The organism is Gilliamella sp. BG1, from assembly GCF_046635625.1.
Classification (GTDB): Bacteria; Pseudomonadota; Gammaproteobacteria; order Enterobacterales; family Orbaceae; genus Gilliamella; species Gilliamella bombi.
Genome location: NZ_JBIDFG010000007.1, coordinates 108,428 through 134,536, shown reverse-complemented (window position 1 = coordinate 134,536; position 26,109 = coordinate 108,428). Strand labels below are relative to the sequence as shown.

23 protein-coding genes, 1 tRNA gene and 1 pseudogene are annotated in these 26,109 nt (G+C 34.7%); 15 read left to right on the top strand and 10 right to left on the bottom strand.

Translation table 11 applies throughout. The annotated features are described in order from the left end of the window. Positions 1-127: 127 nt before the first annotated feature. The 4 genes from pal (at position 128) to ACGH80_RS05100 (ending at position 2,288) form a co-directional block, all read left to right on the top strand. A complete protein-coding gene (pal, locus tag ACGH80_RS05115) occupies positions 128-607 on the top strand; it encodes a peptidoglycan-associated lipoprotein Pal (RefSeq protein WP_034914778.1) in 480 nt (159 codons plus the stop codon). A gap of 67 nt (positions 608-674) precedes the next feature. Further along, positions 675-1,412 (top strand): tol-pal system protein YbgF, encoded by a 738-nt coding sequence (ybgF, locus tag ACGH80_RS05110; protein ID WP_411630633.1) that lies wholly within the window; start codon positions 675-677, stop codon positions 1,410-1,412. Between the two features lie 132 nt (positions 1,413-1,544). Then, positions 1,545-1,620, top strand: a tRNA-Lys gene (locus tag ACGH80_RS05105). Between the two features lie 422 nt (positions 1,621-2,042). Next, positions 2,043-2,288, top strand: a complete 246-nt coding sequence (locus tag ACGH80_RS05100; RefSeq protein ID WP_411630639.1) for a transposase — start codon at positions 2,043-2,045, stop codon at positions 2,286-2,288. Between the two features lie 55 nt (positions 2,289-2,343). On the opposite strand, the pseudogene ACGH80_RS05095 reads toward ACGH80_RS05100, so the two are convergent. The 3 genes and pseudogenes from ACGH80_RS05095 to ACGH80_RS05085 form a co-directional block, all read right to left on the bottom strand. Beyond that, positions 2,344-2,559 (bottom strand): annotated as a pseudogene (locus tag ACGH80_RS05095) (IS3 family transposase); the annotation flags it as partial. A 30-nt stretch (positions 2,560-2,589) separates the two neighbouring features. Beyond that, positions 2,590-3,285: an IS3 family transposase gene (locus ACGH80_RS05090; protein WP_411630632.1), complete on the bottom strand. Its 696-nt coding sequence runs from the start codon at positions 3,283-3,285 to the stop codon at positions 2,590-2,592. 125 nt (positions 3,286-3,410) lie between these two features. Further along, a complete protein-coding gene (locus ACGH80_RS05085; protein ID WP_411630631.1) occupies positions 3,411-3,566 on the bottom strand; it encodes a hypothetical protein in 156 nt (51 codons plus the stop codon). 117 nt (positions 3,567-3,683) lie between these two features. Between ACGH80_RS05085 and ACGH80_RS05080 the strand changes: the two genes are divergently transcribed. Beyond that, positions 3,684-3,830, top strand: a complete 147-nt coding sequence (locus tag ACGH80_RS05080) for a hypothetical protein (protein WP_411630630.1) — start codon at positions 3,684-3,686, stop codon at positions 3,828-3,830. Between the two features lie 396 nt (positions 3,831-4,226). Then, positions 4,227-4,478 (top strand): YfhL family 4Fe-4S dicluster ferredoxin, encoded by a 252-nt coding sequence (locus tag ACGH80_RS05075; protein ID WP_034911286.1) that lies wholly within the window; start codon positions 4,227-4,229, stop codon positions 4,476-4,478. A gap of 1 nt (position 4,479) precedes the next feature. Here the strand turns inward: ACGH80_RS05075 and ispH are convergent, their stop codons facing one another. The 5 genes from ispH to folE all read right to left on the bottom strand — a co-directional run bounded on the left by ispH (position 4,480) and on the right by folE (position 10,627). Continuing rightward, positions 4,480-5,427, bottom strand: coding sequence for a 4-hydroxy-3-methylbut-2-enyl diphosphate reductase (gene ispH / locus ACGH80_RS05070; protein ID WP_174799193.1), 948 nt, complete (start codon positions 5,425-5,427; stop codon positions 4,480-4,482). A gap of 1 nt (position 5,428) precedes the next feature. Then, the gene (gene lspA, locus ACGH80_RS05065) at positions 5,429-5,914 is read right to left on the bottom strand and encodes a signal peptidase II (protein ID WP_202983962.1); all 486 of its coding nucleotides are present in this window, start codon (positions 5,912-5,914) and stop codon (positions 5,429-5,431) included. A 90-nt stretch (positions 5,915-6,004) separates the two neighbouring features. After that, the gene (gene ileS / locus ACGH80_RS05060) at positions 6,005-8,812 is read right to left on the bottom strand and encodes an isoleucine--tRNA ligase (RefSeq protein ID WP_411630629.1); all 2,808 of its coding nucleotides are present in this window, start codon (positions 8,810-8,812) and stop codon (positions 6,005-6,007) included. Then, complete coding sequence (ribF, locus tag ACGH80_RS05055) at positions 8,799-9,788, bottom strand: bifunctional riboflavin kinase/FAD synthetase (protein ID WP_174799196.1); 990 nt, start codon at positions 9,786-9,788, stop codon at positions 8,799-8,801. The genes ileS and ribF overlap by 14 nt, the downstream gene beginning before the upstream one ends. 179 nt (positions 9,789-9,967) lie before the next feature. Further along, a complete protein-coding gene (folE, locus tag ACGH80_RS05050) occupies positions 9,968-10,627 on the bottom strand; it encodes a GTP cyclohydrolase I FolE (protein ID WP_034911276.1) in 660 nt (219 codons plus the stop codon). 202 nt (positions 10,628-10,829) lie between these two features. Between folE and polA the strand changes: the two genes are divergently transcribed. The 6 genes from polA to asnB all read left to right on the top strand — a co-directional run bounded on the left by polA (position 10,830) and on the right by asnB (position 19,480). Then, positions 10,830-13,601, top strand: a complete 2,772-nt coding sequence (gene polA, locus ACGH80_RS05045) for a DNA polymerase I (RefSeq protein ID WP_411630628.1) — start codon at positions 10,830-10,832, stop codon at positions 13,599-13,601. Between the two features lie 282 nt (positions 13,602-13,883). Further along, entirely contained in the window at positions 13,884-15,302 is a 1,419-nt protein-coding gene (gltX, locus tag ACGH80_RS05040) for a glutamate--tRNA ligase (RefSeq protein WP_296302898.1), read from the top strand. 66 nt (positions 15,303-15,368) lie between these two features. Then, on the top strand, positions 15,369-16,982 hold the full coding sequence (locus ACGH80_RS05035; RefSeq protein ID WP_174799204.1) for a YdbH domain-containing protein: 1,614 nt from the start codon (positions 15,369-15,371) through the stop codon (positions 16,980-16,982). 11 nt (positions 16,983-16,993) lie between these two features. Beyond that, entirely contained in the window at positions 16,994-17,179 is a 186-nt protein-coding gene (locus tag ACGH80_RS05030) for a YnbE family lipoprotein (RefSeq protein ID WP_034911268.1), read from the top strand. A 105-nt stretch (positions 17,180-17,284) separates the two neighbouring features. Beyond that, positions 17,285-17,629, top strand: a complete 345-nt coding sequence (locus ACGH80_RS05025; RefSeq protein ID WP_085165597.1) for a YdbL family protein — start codon at positions 17,285-17,287, stop codon at positions 17,627-17,629. A gap of 177 nt (positions 17,630-17,806) precedes the next feature. Then, a complete protein-coding gene (gene asnB / locus ACGH80_RS05020) occupies positions 17,807-19,480 on the top strand; it encodes an asparagine synthase B (RefSeq protein WP_411630627.1) in 1,674 nt (557 codons plus the stop codon). Between the two features lie 80 nt (positions 19,481-19,560). Here asnB and satP read toward each other — a convergent pair whose 3' ends face one another. Further along, complete coding sequence (satP, locus tag ACGH80_RS05015; protein WP_034911261.1) at positions 19,561-20,139, bottom strand: acetate uptake transporter; 579 nt, start codon at positions 20,137-20,139, stop codon at positions 19,561-19,563. 229 nt (positions 20,140-20,368) lie between these two features. Between satP and dnaK the strand changes: the two genes are divergently transcribed. Both dnaK and dnaJ read left to right on the top strand, forming a co-directional pair. Then, positions 20,369-22,285, top strand: a complete 1,917-nt coding sequence (gene dnaK, locus ACGH80_RS05010) for a molecular chaperone DnaK (protein ID WP_085165595.1) — start codon at positions 20,369-20,371, stop codon at positions 22,283-22,285. Between the two features lie 125 nt (positions 22,286-22,410). Further along, entirely contained in the window at positions 22,411-23,538 is a 1,128-nt protein-coding gene (dnaJ, locus tag ACGH80_RS05005; RefSeq protein ID WP_085165593.1) for a molecular chaperone DnaJ, read from the top strand. 202 nt (positions 23,539-23,740) lie between these two features. Here the strand turns inward: dnaJ and ACGH80_RS05000 are convergent, their stop codons facing one another. Next, the gene (locus tag ACGH80_RS05000) at positions 23,741-24,313 is read right to left on the bottom strand and encodes a hypothetical protein (protein WP_174799207.1); all 573 of its coding nucleotides are present in this window, start codon (positions 24,311-24,313) and stop codon (positions 23,741-23,743) included. A 694-nt stretch (positions 24,314-25,007) separates the two neighbouring features. Here ACGH80_RS05000 and ACGH80_RS04995 point away from each other — a divergent pair. Next, positions 25,008-26,099 (top strand): DUF695 domain-containing protein, encoded by a 1,092-nt coding sequence (locus ACGH80_RS04995; protein WP_174799208.1) that lies wholly within the window; start codon positions 25,008-25,010, stop codon positions 26,097-26,099. Positions 26,100-26,109: the final 10 nt, after the last annotated feature.

Sequence of the window (26,109 nt, the reverse complement as noted above, 5' to 3'; positions counted from 1 at the left end):
TTAAAATTGTGTAAAGTTTAAGGTCGTTATAATATATTACTCTAATCTTTTAGTCCCATAACGGGCGTTACTTAAAAGTTGGTTAGATATATAAATAGAATTTATTCAAACAACAGGAGTTTATACAATGCAATTTTCTAAATTTCTTAAAGTAGCAGCGGTTGCTTTACCATTAATCGCTGTAACTGCTTGCTCATCTAATAGCAGCCAAACTGTTAGTGGTAATTTAAATGGTGCTTTATCAAAAGAAGCCTTAGAGCAACTTCAAAAATTACAACAAATTAATACAGTTTATTTTGACTTTGATAAATATAATGTTAGATCTGAATATGCAACATTATTAAATGCACATGCTGAATTTATTCGTACAAGTAACATAAAAGTTGTTATTGAAGGTCATGCTGATGAACGCGGTACTCCAGAATATAATATCGCATTAGGTGAACGCCGTGCTGCTGCAGTTAAATCATATTTACAAGGTAACGGTGCTTCTGCAAGTCAAATGGAAATCGTTTCTTATGGTAAAGAAAAACCTGCTGTGTTAGGTCATGATGAAGAAGCGTATGCTAAAAATCGTCGTGCAGTAGTAACCTATGTAGGATACTAATAACATCTTATAGCGGCTGATTATTCAGCCGTTTTTAATTTTAAGTTTACACTGAGTCTTATATAATATGCATAAAAAAATACTCACATTACTTTTATTCCTTTTATTTACTGGTTGTGCAGCAAGTAGTTCCGACATTGATCAAACGGTTCAAGCACAAGGACAGCTATTGATTGAAAACCAACAAAAAATTAGCGATTTGCAAGCAGATGTAGATACTCTTCGTGGTCAGTTAGAAGAGACAAAATATCAACTTAATCAGATAATTGAACGCCAGAAAATGATTCTTCAACAAATGACTAATAGTCCTGGATTTTCTTCAAATACTGATTTTGATTTACAAGGAGAAGGATATAGTTCAAAAACATCTTCAGATCCTACTTTGTCCAAATCTTCATCAGATTTATCTGGATGGGTAACTACTGGCGATGATAAAGCGGATTATAATTTTATAATCCGATTTGTTAATGAAGGCAAGCAAAATAACGAGGTTATTGATGCCTTTAAAAAACATCTGAAATCTTATCCAAAGTCTAGTTATCGAGCTAATGTTAACTATTGGCTAGGTCAGCTTTTATATAAACAAAGTAATAAAAATGATGCTTCATTTTATTATGCTACTGTAGTAAAAGATTTTCCGTCTTCTTCCAAAGCTGCTGATAGTCTTTATAAAGTGGGGTTAATTTTACTTGATAAAGGAGATACCAAAAAAGCTAAAACTGTTTTTCAACAAGTAGTGAATAAATACCCAAAAGATAAGAATGCGGTAGTGCTTGCTAATAAAAAGTTAGCGTCACTAAAATGAAATGTATAAATAATCAGCTATTAGAAAAATGTAGCAATAAAGTGGTTGCGTAGTAATACAATTATAAGTATTATAGCACCCCGAAATTACTTATCGTTTCAGCTATTAAGCGCATAGTAGTTCTTATCAAATGGGTCGTTAGCTCAGTCGGTAGAGCAGCGGACTTTTAATCCGTTGGTCGAGCGTTCGAATCGCTCACGACCCACCATTATTGACCTTTAAAATTTAACCAATAAATTTTTTCCAATTAAAGCAAGCAATAAGTTTTATAAGTTTTTGGGGAAAATGGTCTTAGCAAAATATTGATAGATATTTTACAATAACTTCCTTTTTATATTGAATTAATAATATCAGCTGCGCCTAAATAAGAAAGAACTCTCTTTAGGTTTTATACTCCTATCTTTTGAATCGCTAATTACTTGCTGATTCTAAATGAATACATTTAATAGTATAAAAACTTTTGCTTAACACATCATCTTTTTTATAAGAGTGCTGGGCTAAATTGGGATTTATCGGAATAAATGCCTGTATAGCGATTGCCTGTGTAACTATCCCCTAAAATAGTACAGCAAAAAAGTAGAAAATTCTCAATGATAAAAGTAAAAGGGGATTTAATTATGAAAAAAATGGCTGAACGATCAAATCGTAGCTATTTTAAAAGAAGCTGAAACGGGTATTCCCGTTAAAGAACTGTGCCGTAAATATGGCATGGGTAATTTTACTTTCTATAAATGGCGTGATAAATACGGTGGTATGGAAACTTCGGATATCAAACGCTTAAAGGAGCTGGAGGCTGAAAACCGCAAGCATAAGCAGATGTTTGCCAAACTTAGCTTAAAATCACAGCTTCAGGAAGAAATTATAAAAAAGCCTTAGTTGCCCAAAACGGTACGTAAAACGTGGGCACAGCAACTACAACAAAATTATTCTGTTACTTGATCCTCGCCAAAATATTAGACAGTGCCCGCCTCTCTATCATTTTTTCGTTTTGGTAATATTGTTGTTCATATTGTTCAGGTGATACCCAGCCATTGGCTGAATGACGGCGTATCCGATTATAATAGATTTCAATATATTCAAATAGTGCTTTATTAGCCTGCTTCCTCGTTTTGTAGTAACAGTCATGAATAATATGTGTTTTGGTATGTCCACACATTTTAGTACCAAAAAGATAAGGTCATCGATTTCTTTTGTATTCAATCGGCGACTGGTAATTTAATGTTGAATGAATTCGATTATAATTAAACCAATCCACATAGTGATTAAATTCCAATTTAAGTTGCGCCAGTGAATCAAAAATAGTATTTGACACAAATTCTGTTTTCACTGCTTTGAATGTGCTTTCTGCAATTGCGTTATCATAGGGGCAGCCTTTGCGACTTAACGACTGTTTAATTCCAAATGCTGTTAAACATTCATCAATCAAATGATTATCAAACTCTTTTCCTCTATCAGAATGAAACAACTCAATCGTCTGTAAGTTCATTGGAATTTGACTCATAGCTTGCATGACCAGTGCCGCTGTTTTATGCCTGCCAGCACTTCTCCCCACTATTTCTCGATTACTGATATCAACAATTACACAAAGGTAGTGCCAACGTTGTTTAACCCTTACATAGGTTAAATCGGTCACTAATATGTTTCGTGGTTGACCTATATCAAATTCTCGATTCAGTTCATTCCCCACCAGCGATTCATTGCTTTTTTCTTTATGAATACAATATTTTTTACAGGTGTATTTCGAAACCCAGCCATTTTTCGCCATTATTCGACCTATTCGGCGTCGAGATACGGTTATGCCTTGCTTTCTCAGCTCTGCTTGCAGACGCCTTGTACCATAAGCATGATAATTAGTATTAAAAATTTTACCCACTATTTCACTCAGTGATATATCTTATGATTGCTGCGTTAATTGCCGTTAATAATAGAAACGATTTCGGGTTACATTTAAACATCGACATAATGCACGTAAGCTGTATCGATGCTTATTATGTAAAATTAACTCGATTTTCTTCCCATTATCAACGCCGCTTGCTTTAGGATATCATTCTCCATTAACAAACGTTTATTCTCTTTGCGTAGCGCGATAAGTTCGTTCTCTTCAGTTCGACGATTATCTTTTGCGATGAATGAGCTGGTAGTTTGGTACTGCATTATCCAATTATCTAATGCTGATTTGGTGAGGATCAACTATTGCTATGAGTTGTGTCATTGTTGGCTTAAGCTGTTATGCTTACTATTATCAACCTAAGTTACAGGATGATTCGGTGATTGTTTCGGTGTTTAATACTATCACAGACTAGCACTTACGCTGGGACTTATCGTGAGGCGTTAGGTATTGATATTGCAGTAAGCTTACCAGCAGGAAGGATTACCCGTTACTTAGATAAACTGGCCGAATATCAGGGGATCCATTAAAAATACGAGTCGATAATGGGCCAGAATTTACAGGAAAAACCTTTATAAACTGGGCTAAATCAAATGATATAGCCATTGATTATATCCAGCCTGGTAGTCCTTATCAAAATGGCTATATTGAATGATTTAATCGTACCTATCGTACAAAATTATTGAATTTATATCTATTTAATAATCTAGAGGCAAACAAGGATAGTAACTGAAGAATGATTAGCCATCTATAACAGTGAAAGACTTCATGTTGAATATAAATACGAAAACAAGCAGTATGATTTTCTAAAAATTCTTTGCAAAGATTGAACTACTCAATAAGCGATAACGCGATCTTTATTCGGATTTATTGGTGATTACGCTATAATGGTACTAATTTTTTTAATTAGTAAAGTTAGAAGAGCAATGGCGTTAAAAATAACCAATAAGTGTATTAATTGTGACATGTGTGAGCCTGAGTGCCCAAATGAGGCAATCTCAATGGGGTTTGATACTTATGAAATTGATCCCAATAAATGTACGGAATGTGTCGGTTATTATGATCATTCGACTTGTCAGCGAGTTTGCCCTATTCAAAATGCCATCATTGCAGATCCTGAACATATTGAAACAAAAGAAGAGTTATTAGTAAAATTTGAGGGACTTAAGTCTTCTTAAATCAGGTTGATTTAATGTTAATTCGAAGTTCTTTTGGAATTTCAAAAGTGATATTTTCTAAAATGCCATCTGTTTCAATAAGCGATGTGCAACCTAAGCTTTTTAAATGATCAATCACCTGTTGTACTAAAATCTCAGGCGCAGAAGCACCTGCTGTTACGCCGATTGTATGTGCGTTTATTAACCACTCTTTTTGGATGTCAGATGCAAAATCAATTAAATAAGCTTGTTTGCTGTTTCGCCTTGCTAGCTCGGCTAGGCGATTTGAATTAGACGAATTTTTAGAACCTACGACTAAAACAATGTCTGCGCGTGATGATAATTGTTTCACTGCTTGCTGGCGATTGGTTGTGGCATAGCAGATATCATTTTTGCGTGGGCTGCGAATATTAGGAAAACGTTTTTTTAAAGCATCTATAATTTGAGCCGTATCATCAACGGATAACGTTGTTTGAGTGGTAAAGCAAAGATTATTTTCGTTTTTTACCTGTAGCTTTTTTACATCATCAATTGATTCGATTAAATAAATGCCACCTTCGGGATTGTTATATTGTCCCATTGTACCATCTACTTCAATATGCCCAGCATGGCCGATTAAAATAACCTCTTCACCACGATAACTCGATCTAGCCACTTCCATATGTACTTTGGTTACAAGTGGGCAAGTGGCATCAAAAACACGGAGTTTATGTTGTTTGGCTTCCTCACGGATAGCTTTAGACACCCCATGCGCTGAAAAGATAAGAATTGAGTTATCTGGTACTTCGCTAATATCTTCAATGAAAATTGCCCCTAATTCTTTTAGGCGATTAACGACATAGCGATTGTGTACTACTTCGTGACGGACATAAACTGGTGCGCCAAACAATTCTAGTGCACGTTCAACAATTGTGATAGCACGATCAACACCAGCGCAAAAACCGCGAGGATTGGCCAAAATAATTTGCATACTATACAGTCTTCTTTGGTTTTTTATAATTACTGAAAATAAATAGTCCAATACCAACGCAGATTGCACAGTCAGCAATATTAAAAGTTGGATAGTGCCAGTCACCAAAATTGACATCTAAAAAGTCAATCACAAATCCATGATAAAGACGATCAAATAAATTACCTAATGCACCGCCTAAAATCATTGATAACGACAAGTTCTCTAATTTTTGTTGGCGAGTGTTGCGGTATAACATACGTACTATCACGGCACTGATAATTAAAGCGATAGCAGCAAGCATCATACGTTGCCCTTCAAAAATGCTAAAGGCAGCGCCAATATTGCGTACATAAGTGATAGAGAAGAATGGCAAAAGATTCACTGATTCAAATAGCGAGAAATTATTTATAATCCAAAATTTACTTGCGATATCAATGATAAAAACAATGATTGCAAATAATAACCAGTAAAGTCCATTATCTTTTTTCATATAGTTTGTGCTCATTATTATGTTTCCGCCGACAATCGTCGGCGGAAAAGGTACTAGATTGCTTAAGGGATTGGCATAGCTCCATTTAATTTACTAAATAGGTTGCTATGCGAAATGCCTTACCTCGCCTTTGCCGTGAATGTTTTCTTCACAACGCTTACATAAATGTGATGTTGGCTCATTATCGATGGTATAGTGCCAGCAACGAGGGCATTTATCACCTTGTGCTTTAGCAAGTTCAATTTTTAGTCCTTGAATATCGCTTTGCACTGCATTTTCTGGTGCTTCTTGTAATGGTTTTACGCTAGCTTGTGATGTTAGTAATACAAAGCGTAATTCGTTTTCTAATTTAGCTAATGTTGCTGCAATATCTTTATCAGCATAAAGCGTAACAGCAGCTTCAAGTGCACCACCAATCACTTTATCATTACGACCTTGTTCAAGCACTTTATTCACTTCGCTACGAATGGCTAAAATCTGAGCCCAATATTCGCTATTTAATGCTTCGCTTTCTGGCAATGTAAATAGTGCTGTATACCACTCATCTTCAAAAACAAATTCTTGTTTATCAGCCATTGGCAGATATTGCCAAATTTCATCAGCAGTGAATGATAAAATAGGTGCAATCCAACGAACCATTGCTTGCGCAATATGATATAAAGCAGTTTGGCAACTGTGACGGGCAATACTATCACTTTTTGCTGTGTATTGGCGATCTTTAATAATATCTAAATAGAATGATCCCATTTCGATTGAGCAAAATTGCATAATACGTTGTACAACTTTATGGAAATCGTAATTTTCATAAGCCTGAATAATTTGTTCTTGTGCTTCTTTTGCCATACTAACTGCCCAGCGATCAAGAATAACCATATCTTCTTGTTTTACCATATCTTTAGCTGGATCAAATCCATTTAAATTTGCCAGTAAAAAACGTGCGGTATTACGAATACGGCGATAACTATCGGCAGCTCGTTTGATAATTTCTTCCGAATAACTCATTTCGCCTGAATAATCGGTCGATGCAATCCATAGACGTAAAATATCAGCCCCAAGTTTGTTCATCACTTCTTGTGGTGTCACAATATTACCTAGTGACTTAGACATTTTACGGCCTTGACCGTCAACCACAAAACCATGTGTTAATACTTGTTTATAAGGGGCTTTATTATCAATTGCTGTTGATAACATTAATGAAGACATAAACCAACCACGATGTTGATCTGAACCTTCTAAATAAATTTCTGCATCATGTCCTTCAAATTCAGGGCGTGCACGCACAACAGAAGAGAATGTTGATCCTGAGTCAAACCAAACATCTAACGTATCAGGTACTTTACGATAATCATCAGCATCAGGACCTAAAAGATCTTTAATATCAGCATCCCACCAAGCTTGAATGCCATCTTTTTCAACTAGCTGTGCAACTTTTTCAACTAATGCTAGTGTATCTGGATGAAGTTCTTCGGTCTCTTTGTGAACAAACAACGTCATAGGTACACCCCATGTGCGTTGGCGAGAAATACACCAATCAGGGCGATTAGTAACCATAGTTTCAATGCGCGCTTGTCCCCAATCAGGGATCCAACGAACTTGTTTAATTTCTTTTAATGATTGCGTTCGCAGACCTTGTTTATCCATGCTAATAAACCATTGTGGTGTAGCACGATAAATAACCGGTGTTTTATGACGCCAACAACATGGATAGCTATGTTCAATATTTTCAAAGTGTAATAGTGCGTTATGTTCTTTTAACATTTCAACGACAACTTTATTCGCTTTGAATACAAATAACCCATCGAGACCAGCGCCCGTTCCAGGCAAGTAACAACCATTACCACCAACAGGATTTGCCACTTCAAGACCATATTTTTGACCGACCATAAAGTCTTCTGTACCATGTCCTGGTGCGGTATGCACAGCTCCTGTACCTGCATCAATTGTAACGTGTTCGCCAAGTACAACTGGTTCATCAAAATCAAGGAATGGGTGTTTAAAACGTAACAACTCAAGAGCATTACCTTGGCAGCTACCTAATACTTTCCATTGGTCGATATTGGCACGTTGCATCACAGACTCAACTAAATCAGTTGCTAAAATTAAGCACTCTTTATCATTAATTTGAACAAGTTGATATTCAAAATCAGCATTTAAAGCTATCCCTCGGCTAGCTGGTAATGTCCAAGGCGTGGTTGTCCAGATAACAGCATAAATGGTTAAATCAGTATTGATACCAAATTTATTTGCTACAGCTTGATTATCAACAGCTTTAAATTTCACATCAATTGCTGGCGATGATTTATCATAATATTCAACTTCTGCTTCGGCTAAAGATGACATACAATCGGTACACCAATAAACAGGTTTAGCGCCTTTAACTAAATGACCGTTTTTTATCACTCTACCTAACGCACGGATAATATTCGCTTCGGTATTGTAGTCCATTGTACGGTAAGGGTTTTGCCAATCACCTAGTACGCCCATACGGATAAAATCAGCTTTTTGTAGTTCAACTTGTGAAGCGGCATAATCGCGGCAAATTTGACGAAACTCAGCAGGTGTTACTTTTACACCTGGTTTTCCTACTTGCTCTTCAACTTTTTGTTCAATCGGTAAGCCATGACAATCCCATCCTGGAATATAAGGGGAATTATAACCGCTTAACCCTTTTGATTTGATAATAATATCTTTAAGGATTTTATTAACGGCGTGACCAATATGTAGTTTTCCGTTTGCATAAGGAGGGCCATCATGCAGAATAAAGTTTTTTTTACCTTTTTTGACCAAGCGAATTTTGCGATAAAGTTCTTTATCGTACCAATTTTGTAACATTGCTGGTTCGCGTTTAGCAAGATCACCTCGCATTGGGAATCCAGTTTCCGGTAGATTCAATGTATTTTTATAGTCTGTCATGCTGATTTATTCCAGTTAAATGTGTTGATACTACTTTATTATTGGTTAATTTTGCACTGATCTTTTTCGCAGTGCAAATATCTTGTGTAATTTGTTGTTTTAATTCTGCTAATGAGTCAAATTTTTTCTCATCGCGTATTTTTTTGATGAACGTTATGTCTAAATATTGTCCATATATATTACCCGAAAAGTCAAAAAGATTTACTTCAAGTATTGCGGTTTTTCCATTAATAGTTGGTCTTATCCCAATATTGGCAATACCGTTATAATGCTGATTATTGCAGATATTTTTGACTTTAACAAAATAGACTCCTTGTAGTGCAGGCTTTTTTCGATGTAAGTGAATATTTGCTGTTGGAAATCCCAATTCCCTTGCTAAAGCATTGCCATGAACTACGCGACCTTGAATTGTATAATCACGACCTAATAGACAATGAGCCAATTCAAAATCACTATTCAAAAGTGCTTGGCGAATAGCAGTACTACTTATACGAAAATTATTCCAAACAAATGTTGGTATGCTTTCTACTACAAAATCATGATTTCGCGAATATTGTTGTAGAAGGTTGATATCCCCTTTACGTTCAAATCCGAACCGAAAATCATCACCAATTGTAATGTATTTAGCTTGTAGCTTATTGATCAACCAATCTTGAATAAAATGATCGGCAGACATATTGGCAAAAGTTTGGGTAAATGGAATAGCAATAATATAGTCGATACCTAATTTTTCAATAAAAATAACTTTTTCATGAAATGAAGTTAAACGTGACGGCGCATTATCTTGGGCAAAAAACTCTAGTGGTTGCGGCTCAAATAACATCACAACAGTGGGAAGATTGAGTTTTTTACCTTGTTTAATAATATGGTTAATTAATTGTTGATGTCCTAAATGCACGCCATCAAAATTTCCCAAGGTTAGAACACATTGAGAAAACTGATTTTTTAGATTAGTTATACCACGGATAATCTTCATGAAAACAATGTTATTTATATTAAGTAACCAAGAATTATACCAATCTTTCTTGAAGATGCACGCAATATAAAGTTAGATTTTGTCGCTTTTCTTCAAGCATTTTCACTGTTTGAGATAAAATGCTAAGTGACTCGGTCATACTTTAAACTGTTGTGATTCAAACATACCCATTTATAAAATTAATAATGGTTTAGTGCTCGCAAAAATTCTTGCCTTGTGCTTGGGTTTGTTTTAAACCCGCCTCCGAGGGCAGTTGTTGTTGTAATACTATTGGAGTCTTTAATGCCTCGGGCTTTAACGCAATAATGGGTTGCATCAATAGAAACCGCTACATTAACCGTACCTAGTAGTGTTTGTAGTGCCACTAAAATTTGTTGTGTTAATCTTTCTTGTACTTGAGGACGTTGGGAAAAAAAAGTTACAATTCGATTAATTTTCGATAAACCAATGACTTTATCTTTGGGAATATAAGAAACCGTTGCTTTACCGTCTATTGTGACAAAATGGTGTTCACAGACACTAGTTAGTGTAATATCGCGAACCGTTATCATTTCATCAACTTGCATTTTATTTTCGATTAACGTAATTTTTGGAAAATTTTCGTAATAAAGACCAGAAAAAATCTCATCAACATACATTTTCGACACGCGGTGAGGAGTTTGTGCAAGGCTATCATCAGATAGATCAAGTTCCATTAGCTTCATAATTTCACGAAAATGCGACTCGATTTTTGCTTTACGCTCATTATTATCTATAACTAGACGGCATAATGGTGTTTCAAGATTTTTAGCTGCAAGGGCTTCTTTGACTTTTTGCGCGGCAGGGCTTAATTGTGTCATTTATTACATACTCAAGCGAAAATGAATGCGTTATTATATAACACTCATTGCGCAATATACAGTTGTTTACACATGATTTTATACTGAAACATAGTGTTACCTGAAACTTTTTTACATTATATTGTTGACTTGGTAAGAATATTATTGCCAATTAGGTGTTATACTATCAGCCATTAAATTAAATAATGTTTAGGTAACCATAATGCCAAATAATACACCGATTATTTTAATTGATGGATCATCTTATCTTTATCGTGCTTTTTTTGCTTGTCCACCATTAACCAATGCTAAAGGTGAGCCTACAGGCGCTATTTTTGGTGTGGTTAATATGGTTCGTAGTTTAATTAATCAGTACAATCCTACACATATTGCCGTGGTTTTTGATGCAAAAGGAGGATCATTTCGCAATGAGCTTTATAATGAATATAAAGCCACGCGAGATGAAATGCCTGAAAATCTTCGTCCGCAAATCGAACCTATTCATACTATTTTGAAAGCCATGGGATTACCATTACTTTGTATTGAAGGTGTTGAAGCAGATGATGTAATTGGTACATTAGCAAGACAGGCTGAGAGGGAGAATCTAGAAGTATTAATCAGTACTGGTGATAAAGATATGGCACAGCTAGTGAGCGATAGAATTACATTGATTAATACGATGAATAATACCCAATTAGATTCACAAGGGGTAATAAAGAAATTTGGTGTTCCGCCAGAAAAAATTATTGATTATTTAGCTTTAAGAGGCGATTCGTCTGATAATATTCCTGGCGTACCAGGTATAGGTGAAAAGACAGCACAAAGTTTGTTATCTGAATTTGATGGTGTAGAAGATATTTATAATCGGTTAGACGATATTGAAAAATTGAAGATCCGAGGCGCTAAATCTTTAAAACAGAAATTGATTGATAATCAAAATGATGCCGATCTTTCTTATTTACTTGCAACAATCAAAACTGATGTTAAGTTAGATTTTTCCAATGAACAATTATTGGTAGGTGATATTGATGTTAAGGCTCTAGTTGAATTATTTAATTATTATGGTTTTCATCGTTGGCAAAAAGAATTAATGGCTGGTACTTTTTTAAATCAGCAGAAAAATCAAGTTATAGAAGGTGATGATAATTACTTCATTCAAGAAGAACAAACAACAACACAAAAAAGAGAGACTGATTACCAGTGTATATTAACTGAAAAGCAATTAGATGAATGGATCACAAAATTAACAAATAGCGGACTATTTGCTTTTGATACTGAAACAGATAATGTTGATCACGTGCATGCTAAATTAGTTGGTATATCATTAAGTGTTGAACCTAATCAAGCGGCTTATATTCCACTTTCTCATCAGTATTTAGGTGTTCCTAAGCAATTACCACTAGATGATGTATTAGCTAAATTAAAACCAATATTTGAAAATCCAGAAATCAAAAAAATTGCCCAAAATGCAAAATTTGATTACAGCGTGCTAGCAAATTATGGCATAACCATACAAGGGATTGCGTTTGATACTATGATTGAATCTTATGTATTAAATAGTACTGACCGTCATGATATGGATAGTTTGGCCAATCGTTATTTGGATCATAAAACCATTACTTATGATGAATTAACTAAATTTGATAAAATTCAGGTTACTATTGATAATATTGATGTGGAAAAAACCACACAATATGCTGCTGAAGATGCTGATGTTACCTTACAATTGCATAATAAATTATGGCCAGATCTTGAAAAAGATGAAAAATTAAAAGCTCTATTCACAGATATTGAAATGCCTCTCACCACTTTGATAGCAGAAATGGAACGAACAGGCGTTTTGATTGATGTCAAGTTATTAAATAAACATTCTAGTGAATTGAGAAAGAAATTAAACGAAATTCAAGAAACGTTACAATTGTTGGCAGGTGAAAAATTTAATCCAGCATCACCTAAACAGATTCAAGCTCTTTTATTTGATAAACATCAATTACCAGTTCTCAAAAAGACACCAAAGGGCGAGCCATCAACCAGTGAAGATGTTTTGAGTGAGCTAGCTAATCAATACGAATTGCCACGCATGATCTTGCTTTATCGTAGTTTAGCTAAGTTAAAAAATACCTATACCGATAAATTGCCATTGATGGTTAGTCCTATCGATCATCGTATTCATACCAATTATAATCAAATTGGTACTGTAACTGGGCGATTGTCGTCAAATGAGCCAAATTTACAACATATCCCAGTGCGAAATGAAGAAGGGCGACGAATTCGCCAAGCTTTTATTGCACCAAAGGGATATAAAATTATTTCGGCAGACTACTCGCAAATTGAATTACGGATCATGGCGCATCTATCACAAGATAAAAGTTTACTTTATGCTTTTTCTCATGATAAAGACATTCACCGTGTTACGGCTAGTGAAATTTTGGGTAAAACTGAATCTGAAGTGACTTCTGAAGAGCGAAGACGTGCAAAAGCGGTTAACTTTGGATTAATTTATGGTATGAGCGCCTTTGGTTTATCTAAACAAATTAATATTGCGCGTAAAGAAGCTCAGTTTTATATCGATCGTTATTTTGAGCGCTATCCAGGTGTTCAAGCGTATATGGACCAAATTCGCCAACAAGCTGCTGAACAAGGTTATGTTGAAACCCTATCTGGTCGACGTTTATATCTTCCTAAAATAAAATCAGGAAGTGGTATTGAACGACGCGGTGCTGAGCGTGCTGCCATTAATGCTCCAATGCAAGGTACAGCGGCTGATATTATTAAAACAGCAATGATTAAGGTAAGCGAATGGATAAAAAGCTTACCTGTAGGTAATGTTAGAATGGTTATGCAAGTACACGATGAGCTAGTATTTGAAGTAAAAGAAGAATTAGTTGAGCAATATAAAGCTCAGATAAAATCGATCATGGAAAATTGTTACCAACTATCTATACCATTAAAAGTGGATGTAGGTTTCGGTAATAATTGGGATGAAGCACATTAATCATACTAAATTCGTACTAAATAATATCAGCCTTATCTGTCTAGTTAAGGCTGATATTATACTTAAACGTATACTTTCCTGAAACTTTTTAACAAGCTAAATTAACCTGTTAACTATAATGGAACTATTGCCGAAACCTTTCGGCGTGTTAGAATAAGCAACTAAATTGAATCGATACAAACATATTATTCTGCTTGTTGATATATAGCAGAATTAAAGGAAATGGTGCTGGTATTCGTTTTGTTGTTAAAGCTCTATTTTCGTTATTATTAGGATTATTTCATGAAAATCAAAACCCGTTTTGCACCTAGCCCAACAGGCTATTTACATGTAGGTGGTGCACGTACAGCACTTTATTCTTGGCTTTATACTCGCCATGCAAAAGGTGCATTTGTATTACGCATTGAAGATACCGATCTTGAGCGCTCAACGCCTGAAGCGATTGAAGCAATAATGGAAGGTATGAATTGGTTAAAATTATCATGGGACGAAGGTCCTTATTATCAAACTAAACGCTTTGATCGTTATAATCAAGTCATCGATGAAATGTTAGCCAAAGGCACAGCTTATCGTTGCTACTGTTCTAAAGAGCGCCTTGAAAAATTGCGTGAAGAGCAAATGGCAAAAGGTGAAAAAGCGCGTTACGATGGGCATTGCCGTTGTGCTTCAGTACAACAAGAGCATACTCATGATGAGCCACATGTTGTTCGTTTTGCTAACCCTACTGATGGCACCGTTATTTTTAATGATTTAATCCGTGGTCCAATTGAGATTGCTAATAAAGAGCTTGATGATCTTATTATTCGCCGCACTGATGGTTCACCAACTTATAATTTCTGTGTCGTTGTTGATGATTGGGATATGGAAATTACCCATGTTATTCGTGGTGAAGATCACATCAACAACACACCACGCCAGATCAATATTCTAGAAGCATTAGGAGCGCCAATTCCTAAATATGGTCATGTATCAATGATTTTAGGGGATGATGGACAAAAATTATCTAAACGTCACGGAGCGGTTAGTGTCATGCAATATCGTGATGATGGTTATTTGCCCGAAGCATTACTTAACTATTTAGTGCGTCTTGGTTGGTCACACGGTGATCAAGAGATATTTTCTGTTCCGGAAATGATTAGTTATTTTTCATTAGATGCGGTTAGTAAATCAGCCAGTGCCTTTAATACTGAAAAATTACTTTGGTTAAATCACCATTATATCAACCATCTTGATGCGGATTATGTTGCTCAACATTTAATTTGGCATATGAACCAACAAGGATATGATTTATCACAAGGTCCTGATCTTATCACTATTATTAAGTTATTTGGTGAACGTTGTAAAACGCTTAAAGAGATGGCTGAATCATGTGCTTATTGCTATCGAGATTTTGAAGATTATGATGCCGATGCAGCTAAAAAACATTTGCGCCCAGTCGCCAAACAGCCATTAGAAACAATTAAAGCAAAAATTGAGGCTATTGCTGACTTTGATTGGCAAATTGATAAAATTCATCATGCGATTGAAGCAACTGCAACCGAGCTTAATGTTGGTATGGGGAAAGTTGGCATGCCATTACGCGTTGCTGTAACAGGTATCGGGCAATCGCCATCGGTTGATGCAACTGTTTTTGCGGTAGGCAAAAAACGAGCGCTTGCTAGAATTGATAAGGCTTTGGCATATATTAATCAACGTGAGTAATCTCAAAATTAATATATTTACTGCAGGGAAATCCCTGCAACCCTTTTTGTCAAAGTGAGAACTTCTATGGTTCGCTTAAAAAAACGCTATTGGATCTTACTCAGTATCTTATTTTTCCTCATACTGTTTTGCTTGTTTGGATGGCATTATTGGCAGACTTTCAAGCAGAAAAATGGGATTATTGTCGATTGGCATGGTGCTAGCGTTGGCTTTAAAGGTCTTACTTTTGACGAACTTACTGTCAGTAAACCATCCCAAGTTTCTATAACTGCTAAAAATTTATCAATTTCATTATCGCAGTTAACTGCAAACAATTTAGATATTTATTGGCAACCCAATGAATCTGAAATAGCTTTAGAAACTATTGAAAACACGGTTGATACAACGACTGAAACGCTTAATCAATCTGATCCCGATCTCTCTTTGATTTCAACTATTATTTATTGGTTACCTAAAACGATTCATATAGATACACTGCGATTTTATGAACAAAATAAAGCGAGATTAGATTTAAAAGTTGATATAAGTAAACAGCAAGAAGCAATACAACTTAATTTATCAACCAATACCCAAGAAATAACACAATTGTCTGCCACTTTGTTGTTTAATCAACAGGCTTTGCGGATTGACATACAAAACGGCCTTTTTAAAACATCCCTAAATCAATTTGGTTTACAAAATAGTAATTTAGTCTTACCGTTTACTGGATGGCTATCTAGTCATCAATTGGAATTAATAACTTCGGATAAAGCATCAATTAGTTTAGAAAAAGCAAATCTTTCTGATGATTTAATCCTTGGTTCTTCCAATGGGGATTTCAATATTCAACTTAAATCAAACATTCCATTTGATAGTAACCAACTATCTGCTATAGCAACATTAACCATTAATAAACTCAATGGTATTTATAAAACTAGTGAAATCAAATCGGTTACAGGCGATATCAATATTATTATTAAAGATAACCAATTTACTATTTCAACACCGGTATTAAATATTCAAGAAGTAAATATGGGGATCGCTTTTGAAAAGATTAAATTAGTTGGAAGCTATTTAGCTTCGTTTAAAGCACCAAACAAAGGAACGGTTACATGGAAAAAAGCTCAAGCTAATATCTTCTCTGGTTTGGTTTTTATTGAAGAAAATAAATTGAATTTAGCTAAATTACCCCAACAATTTAATTTAAGGTTAAAACAGATACAACTAAAAGATATTTTTAAGCAATATCCTTCTGAAGGGCTTGCTGGTGATGGTGCAATTGATGGAGTTTTACCTATTACGTTATCAGAGATAAAGAAAAAGGGTGAAACAGCTTTAAAATTTGTCATTAACAATGGTAAGTTAGTTACGATCAACGAGGGTTATTTACAATTTGAAAATTCTGCTCTCAAAAGCTATGGGCAAAATAACCCCAATATGAAAATACTCACTGATATTATTAAAAATTTTCATTATACTAAGTTACAAGGCGCAGTTGATTACGCTAATGACATTGCCAAATTAAAATTGAATATTCAAGGCAGTAATTTGGATGTCGAAAATGGCAAAGCGGTTAATTTAAATATCAACCTTGAAGAAAATATGACTAAATTGCTCATGAGTTTACAGTTATCCGATCAAATTAGTGAGCCAATCCGTAAACGTATTGAAGCTTATTTAAAAAATAAATCTTCAAAATAAGGGGTTATTTTATGGTACGAAATGTTATTGCAATTATAATATTAGCAGGTGTATTAACGGGATGTTCACCAACAGTTAAAGTTCAAGCACCGAGTGAACCAATTAATATCAATTTAAATGTTAAGATAGACCATGAAATTAATATTAAGGTTGATAAAGCTTTAGATAATATAATCAATAAATCTGGATTATATTAATTAATAAGTTTTATTTTTATCTGTCTTTTTGATTATAAGTATTAATAAAAATCTATACTCACATTCAAATAAATAAAATACGATGTATTTATTAAGGAGTTTGTTATGAATATCTGTAAGAAAGCAACCTTGGCATTATTTTCAGTTGTGTTATCTTTTTCTGCGTTTGCATTAAATTTAGATCAAGCAATAGATTCATTAAGCCAAGCCAAAGCTCAAGGGATAGTTGGTGAACAGGCTGATGGTTATTTAGGTGTAGTGAAAAACGAAGGTAACGCTTCTGAAATTGCGCAATTAATTAATCAGGCTCGTAAAGAACAATACCAAAAAGTATCAGCTGAAAGTAATGTCCCTTTAAATGAAGTAGAAAAAAAGGCCGGTAGTAAAGCGCAAGAAAAGACCCCAGCAGGTCAATATATAAAGCGACAAGGCCAATGGTTAAAAAAATAATTGCTACTTTTTTCAGTAGTAAGAAAAGTATAATCACATTATGCTTTAATTGTGTATAAATAATGTGTATTCTGTTTGTTTAAATATTTGTTTTATGTTTAACAAAATAAAAAAATTTATCTAGTTAGTTTTTACTTGTAACAGTATCGCTTATGCGATTTGAAATGGAGAAAATCAATGTGTTCGATTTTAGGTATTCTTGATATTAAATCAGATCCAGAACAACTACGAACAAAAGCATTAGAGCTATCATGTCTACAGCGTCATCGTGGTCCTGATTGGTCTGGTATCTTTGCGTCTGATAAAGCAATTCTTGCTCATGAACGTTTATCAATTGTAGATGTTAATACAGGATCTCAGCCTCTTTATAATAAAGATAAAACCCTAGTTTTAGCGGTAAATGGCGAAATTTATAATCATCAAGAACTCCGAAATCAGTACAAAGATCGTTATGAGTTTCAAACAGGTTCTGACTGTGAAGTGATTCTTGCTTTATATCAAGAAAAAGGTATTGATTGCCTTGATGAATTACAAGGTATGTTTGCTTTTATCCTTTATGATATCAATAAAGGCAGCTATTTTATTGGCCGTGACCATATTGGTATTATTCCAATGTATACAGGTCATGATGAAAATGGCACATTTTATGTTGCCTCTGAAATGAAAGCATTAGTGCCTGTTTGTAAAACAATTGAAGCTTTCCCTCCGGGATGCTATCTATCTAGTACTGAAGGTGAAATCAAAACGTATTACAAACGTGACTGGATGGATTACGAAAATGTGGAAGACAATAAGACGGATATTAATGCACTGCGTGCTGCATTAGAAGAGTCTGTAAAAAGTCATTTAATGTCTGACGTGCCATATGGTGTTTTATTGTCAGGTGGACTTGATTCTTCCGTCATTTCAGCGATCACTAAAAAATTCTCAGCACGTCGTGTTGAAGATCACGAAAAATCAGAAGCATGGTGGCCACAGTTACACTCATTTGCTGTAGGTTTAAAAGGTGCTCCTGATCTAAAAGCTGCACAAGCGGTTGCTGATCATCTAGGTACAGTTCACCACGAAATTAACTTTACCATTCAAGAAGGTATTGACGCGATTCGTGACGTAATTTATTTCATTGAAACTTATGATGTCACCACAATCCGTGCTTCAACACCAATGTATTTAATGGCACGTAAAATCAAAGCAATGGGAATAAAAATGGTACTTTCTGGTGAAGGTGCTGATGAAGTGTTCGGCGGTTACCTCTATTTCCACAAAGCGCCAAATGCTAAAGAGTTCCATGAAGAAACCGTACGTAAATTAGCAGCACTGCATATGTATGATTGTGCACGTGCGAATAAAGCAATGGCGGCTTGGGGCGTTGAAGCTCGAGTACCATTCCTTGATAAAAAATTCTTAGATGTCGCAATGCGCATTAATCCAAAAGATAAAATGTGTGGTAGCAATGGCAAAATGGAAAAACATATTGTCCGCGAAGCATTTGAATCTTACTTACCTGCATCGGTTGTTTGGCGTCAAAAAGAACAATTCTCTGATGGTGTTGGTTATAGTTGGATTGATACATTAAAAGAAATTGCAGAAAGTAAAATTACTGATCAGCAATTAGAAAATGCAAAATTCCGCTTCCCATATAATACGCCAACTTCGAAAGAAGCTTATATGTATCGTGAAATTTTCAATGAACTATTTCCAGTTGAAAGTGCAGCTCATTGTGTACCAGGTGGTCCAACTGTTGCATGTTCAACTGCTAAAGCAATTGAATGGGATGAATCATTTAAGAACTTAAACGATCCATCTGGACGTGCGGCGGTTGGTGTTCATAACGACGCTTATAAAAAATAATTGATTTTAGCGATAATTATTTGATATAAAAAACGGGGAATATTCCCCGTTTTTTATTAACGATAGACTAAATTAAATTATTAATGCGCAGCGCCTTTAGGTGCACCAATCGGTAAAACCGTACGACCAAATTGCTCATTAATCACTTCTGCCATTGCTAAATAAACAGCACTTGCTCCACAAATAATGCCTTCAAAACCTGCAATATGAATAATGCCATGGTTACCTGAAATATTACCAATAGCTAATAAAGCAAATAAAACGGTTAAACTAGCAAAAACAAATTGTAATGCGCGGTTGCCTTTTAATGTACCAATAAACATAAAGCCAGTAAAAATTCCCCATAACGCAAGGAAAATACCAACAAAAGTGGCATCAGATGGCGCTGTCGCTGGTGAAGTTGGTAAATACCAAATACCCACTAACGCAATCCAAAAGAAACCATAAGAAGTAAATGCCGTTGTACCAAACGTATTACCTTTTCGAAATTCTAAAATACCAGCAATGACTTGCGCAAGGCCGCCATAAAAAATACCCATTGAGACAATTACTGTCATAGCAGGAAAAAATCCAGCATTATGAATATTCAATAAAATTGTTGTCATACCAAATCCCATTAAGCCAAGAGGGCCTGGATTTGCAAGTTTTGTTTGTTCCATAAGGATCCTATAAATTAAGTAAGATGATTAAAGAGCGGCAATAATAAGTGTAGAAAACTCCATAATCAAGGTTTTAGAAAAATAATTTTTTTGTACCCCCTTGATATTAATAATAACGTTCCCATTTATGTGAAAACAAAAAACATTTCTTTGTGAAGTAAGGGCTTGAAAATTAAAATTTAAGACTTATATACAAGAAATAAAATACAGGTTTTGAGGAGAAAAGATTATGGGTAAAATTATTGGTATTGATTTAGGTACAACAAATTCATGTGTTGCTGTAATGGACAATGGTCAAGCAAAAGTATTAGAAAACGCTGAAGGCGATCGTACAACCCCTTCTATTATTGCTTATACACAAGATGGAGAAATCTTAGTTGGTCAACCAGCAAAACGTCAAGCAGTAACCAATCCACAAAATACACTATTTGCAATTAAACGTTTAATTGGTCGTCGTTTTGAAGATGCCGAAGTACAACGTGACGTTAGCATCATGCCATATAAGATCGTAAAAGCTGACAATGGCGACGCATGGGTTGATGTTAAAGGTCAAAAAATTGCACCGCCACAAATTTCTGCTGAAGTATTGAAAAAAATGAAAAAAACAGCAGAAGATTATCTTGGTGAAGCAGTAACTGAAGCGGTTATTACTGTTCCTGCTTATTTTAACGATGCACAACGTCAAGCAACTAAAGATGCTGGTCGTATTGCAGGACTTGATGTAAAACGTATCATCAACGAACCAACAGCCGCAGCGCTTGCTTATGGTTTAGATAAAGATGTAGGTAACCGAACTATTGCGGTTTATGACCTTGGTGGTGGTACATTTGATATATCTATTATCGAAATTGACGATGTTGATGGCGAAAAAACCTTTGAAGTATTAGCAACAAATGGTGATACTCACTTAGGTGGTGAAGATTTTGACTCACGCTTAATCAATTATTTAGTTGACGAATTTAAACGTGAACAAAACTTCGATCTAAAAAATGATCCGCTAGCAATGCAACGACTAAAAGAAGCGGCAGAAAAAGCGAAAATTGAATTATCATCAGCGCAACAAACTGATATTAATTTACCTTATATCACTGCTGATGCAAGTGGTCCAAAACATTTAAATATTAAAGTGACTCGCGCTAAATTAGAATCATTAGTAGAAGATTTAGTTAAACGTTCAATGGATCCTGTAAAAACAGCATTACAAGATGCAGGTCTTTCTGTTTCTGACATTAAAGACGTTATTCTTGTTGGTGGGCAAACTCGTATGCCAATGGTTCAAAAAGCGGTTGCTGACTTTTTTGGTAAAGAGCCACGTAAAGATGTAAACCCTGACGAAGCGGTTGCAGTTGGTGCGGCTGTTCAAGGTGGTGTACTTGGTGGTGATGTTAAAGATGTATTATTACTTGATGTAACTCCATTGTCTTTAGGTATTGAGACTATGGGTGGTGTAATGACAACTTTAATTGAAAAGAACACAACTATTCCAACAAAACATAGTCAAGTGTTCTCAACAGCTGAAGATAATCAATCAGCAGTAACCATTCATGTATTACAAGGCGAACGTAAACGTGCGGGTGATAACAAATCATTAGGTCAATTTAACCTAGACGGTATTCAACCTGCACCTCGTGGTATGCCACAAATTGAAGTTACTTTTGATATTGATGCTGATGGTATTTTGCATGTATCTGCGAAAGACAAAAATACTGGACGTGAACAAAAAATTACGATTAAAGCCTCATCAGGGTTAAGTGAAGAAGAGATTCAAAAAATGGTTAATGATGCAGAAGCAAATGCCGATGCAGATCGTAAATTTGAAGAACTAGCTCAAACTCGTAACCAAGCAGATCATCTAGTTCATTCAACACGTAAACAAGTGACTGAAGCAGGTGATCAGTTATCAGCTGATGATAAAAAAGCAATTGAAGATGCCGTAAGTGCTTTAGAAACTGCTGCTCGTGGCGAAGATAAAGCAGAAATTGAAGCAAAAATTAATGCATTAATGGAAGCTTCTAAAAAATTGCTTGAATTAGCACAACAACAAGCTCAAGCAGCTCAAGGTGCAGAAACAAATAGTGGAAGCTCTAATGCGCAAGATGATGTTGTTGATGCAGACTTCAAAGAAGTTGATGATAATAAAAAATAATCATTAGTTACTATGTTTTTTAATGAGTTATTCCAACGAGTTTTAAACATGTAATACATTAAACGGGCGCGAGGTAACTCAAGCCCGTTTAGTTGTTTATAAAATCATAAAAATAAAGGTTAATTATGGCGAAGAAAGATTATTATGAAACATTGGGCGTCAGTAAAAGTGCCAGTGAAAGTGAGATAAAAAAAGCCTATAAACGCCTAGCTATGAAATATCATCCTGATAAAAATCAGGATAACAAAGCCGAAGCTGAAGAAAAATTCAAAGAAGTAAAAGAAGCTTACGAAGTCCTAACCGATCCGCAAAAAAAGGCGGCTTATGATCAATATGGCCATGCTGCTTTTGAACAAGGTCAAGGCGGTGCAGGAGGATTCGGAGGCTTTGGTGGATTTGGCGGCGGAGCTTTTGACGATATATTCAGTGATTTCTTTGGTGGTGGTCGAGGTCGTGGACAAACTGCATCTCGCGGCAATGACTTACAATACAATATCACACTAACATTAGAAGAAGCTGCCGCAGGTGTTAGTAAAGAAATTAAAGTTCCAACGTTAGTAAGCTGTGATACTTGCCATGGACAAGGAACCGAAAAGCCTTCTGATGTGGTAACGTGTAACACATGTCATGGTGCCGGTGTTGTACAAATGCGCCAAGGCTTTTTTGCTGTGCAACAAGAGTGTCCAACTTGTCATGGTCGTGGTAAAGTAGTTAAAAATCCATGTAAAAAATGTCACGGTGAAGGCCGAGTACAAAAAACAAAAACATTATCTGTTACTATTCCTGCTGGTGTTGATACAGGAAATCGTATCCGACTTTCTGGTGAAGGTGAAGCTGGATTAAATGGTGCGCCATCTGGTGATTTATACGTACAAGTGCAAGTTAAATCACATGCTATTTTTGAACGAGACGGTACAAACTTACATTGTGAAATTCCAATTAATATTGTATTAGCATCACTTGGTGGCGAAGTTGAAGTGCCAACACTTAATGGCAAGGTCAGCTTAACAATTCCTGCTGAAACACAAACAGGAAAAATGTTCCGACTACGAGGTAAAGGCATAAAATCGTTGCGTGGTAATGCTGTCGGTGATCTTTACTGCCATGTTGTAGTTGAAACACCAGTTAATTTAACCAGTAAACAAAAAGAGTTACTAAAAGAGTTAGGTGAAAGCTTTAAAGCTGATAAAAACTCTAAACACAGTCCCAAAGAAAAAAGCTTCTTTGACAAAGTGAAAAAGTTTTTTGGTTAATTTGATATAGTAAAAGCACGATTGAACAGTAAAATCACTTGTTCAATCGTGTTTTAGCCAACATTAACACCTCTACACTCATCCCTATTTATTCACAAAAACAAAAAACTTTTAGGCAAAAATTAGTTAATGCAGGTATTAACTTTATTAAAGTTTTTGGTGTTTTTTAGCCAAATTAACCGTTTATGCAACTATTTCGTTTTTACTGCGATCCTGTTTTTTGGTTGCGATATTTTTCGGTTAAAATTGCGACATAAAACTTACCGTCAGTTTCTCGGGATAGATGTAAAGCGTATGGTTTATAGCTCCATATTTTATCCCCTACTATGTTTTTATATTCTTCTTTACCATATTTTTGGGTTAATTCTTTATAAACTTTCTGCTCTATTTCTGCTGTGTATGTTATTTTTTTATAAACATTGAACACAACTAATTTGGTAGGGTTACGCTCTAAGTCATCTTCAAGTCTAATTGTTAATTTTTCGTCTTGATTGTTGGCATTTAAAGTTATTTCATAGCTTTTGATTGTGCCTTCGACTATCGATTTTTTTCCTATTTTTGATGGCGGTAATCGCATTTTCATTTCACTAATTTTTATGTCATTTTCAGAAAGGTGATATTTGTTTTTGAGTAATTCAACCAGTTCCAGTTCGGTTATTCCAAGCTTAACCCCTGCAAGTTCAAGATTTTCCGCCTGCTCTTTTGTTAAACCATCAGCCCAACAGGTTGGGATACAAAATAACAAAGTGAATAATAAAAAGTATTTTTTTAACATTGTTTAGTTTGAATAGTATAATGAATTATGAAGTTATCATTTTATTTTAATAAAATAATAAATTAGAAGCTAGCAAGTGAAAAAATAAGTATGGTGCAAAAAGTAAGCAAAATAAATTCCTCAATCAAACTGATTATTTATACAAAAGAAATATTTAAGGAAGATTATTTTATCATAATATTGGCATTAGAATGCGCCGATAACGAAGCGAGGATAAGCTGACAAATATAAAAATCTTTCAATATGTTAAAATATTCTCCAGAAGCTTAATTTGCTATAACTCATCCTCGCCAAAAAATTTCTTCAAAAAAATAGTTAGAGCTTTAACAAACAGCAATGCTCTCACTGATTTAAAAAATCAGCTTATTAAGTAACTAAAAATAAGAAACTAAATAAAATACTTGAATAAGTAGTAGATAGGATGTGATGCACTATAATTCTAAACACTGGCAAATCTATATCTTGAATCTTTTTAGAACATTTTCAAAATAATTTGAAGTTAGCACTAAATTACAACAAGATAATGCTATTGATTTAACAATTTAGTCTAATATTGATAATCATATTGCTGAATATTATATCATTAATATTTTAATTAATTATCTTATTAGATGATTAATAGTTATAAAATTTAAATGAATATAGTGTATTATTAATGCTATTTTTGTATGATTTTTATTGAGTTAAGAGAATAATGTATATGTTTTTCAAAAAGTTTTGGAAAAAATCACCACCTGATATTAAAAACACACCAAAAGAGCAACAAAGCACACAAGATTATTTAAGTGCGATGATTCGAGATTTTTGGCAACAAGTAAAAAATTCTGAACAATCTCTTAATGAACTTGATATTTTAGATATAATGAAAAATATTAATAATCTATTAGATGAAAATCAGTTAGATGTCATTGCTGAAATTACTGTAGGGGATACTAAGAAACATAAAATTATTTTTACTGCGGATGGAAAAATTGAACGCTTCGAATATGTAATAGAAATTTTCCGACAAGCACCTGATCTTCAGTTTTTCGAAGTAGAAGCATTTCGTCAGCGCATTAATAATGTAGATACATTTGTTATAACATCTAAAGAGAGTTCTTTTTCATTAGGTGCAACTGATTTATTAATTCAATACAAAGAAAGTCGTCGTAAAATATCTATCGGTATTATGTTTGCTAAGACAGTCCCTGAAGAGATGATAAAACAGGCAGAAACGATGGCATTAATCTATCTCGATCATCTATTAGGTGAATATGATTTTGCTGTTAGAGTAGAAGCTGTTGAGTTTTTAAAGATAGATCAGAGTGCTACCACAATTCCTGCTAACCAATTTGTAACTATTTTTGATCGGTTATGGAAAGAAGATTTAAAACATACCGGTATATTTAATATTCAAGAAGATCAATGGATTGTATTTGAATTAACAGATCTTAAAATGTTAGTGCATCGTAATGAAGCGGCTAATTCTTTGTTAGGACATGAAAATTATTGTTATGCACTTAATGTTATAGTTGATATTGATAGTAAAGAGACACTTTCACTTGTTTATGAATTAGAAGATGCTATTAATCTTGCTTTACGTGCTGATGAGAGGGGAATTCATTGCCAAAACAGTTTTAGTGAAGGTGTAAGAAATATGCTATGGTATGTAGGAAATAAACAGTCAGTACTCCAATTAGTTAAACAAATAACAAACCGATATAATACATTATCAGTTAAAATTGAATGTGAGTTCGATCCTTTTTGGTTACAGTACTTACGCTGGGTTGAGTGTTATCAAGCATAAAAAAGTATCT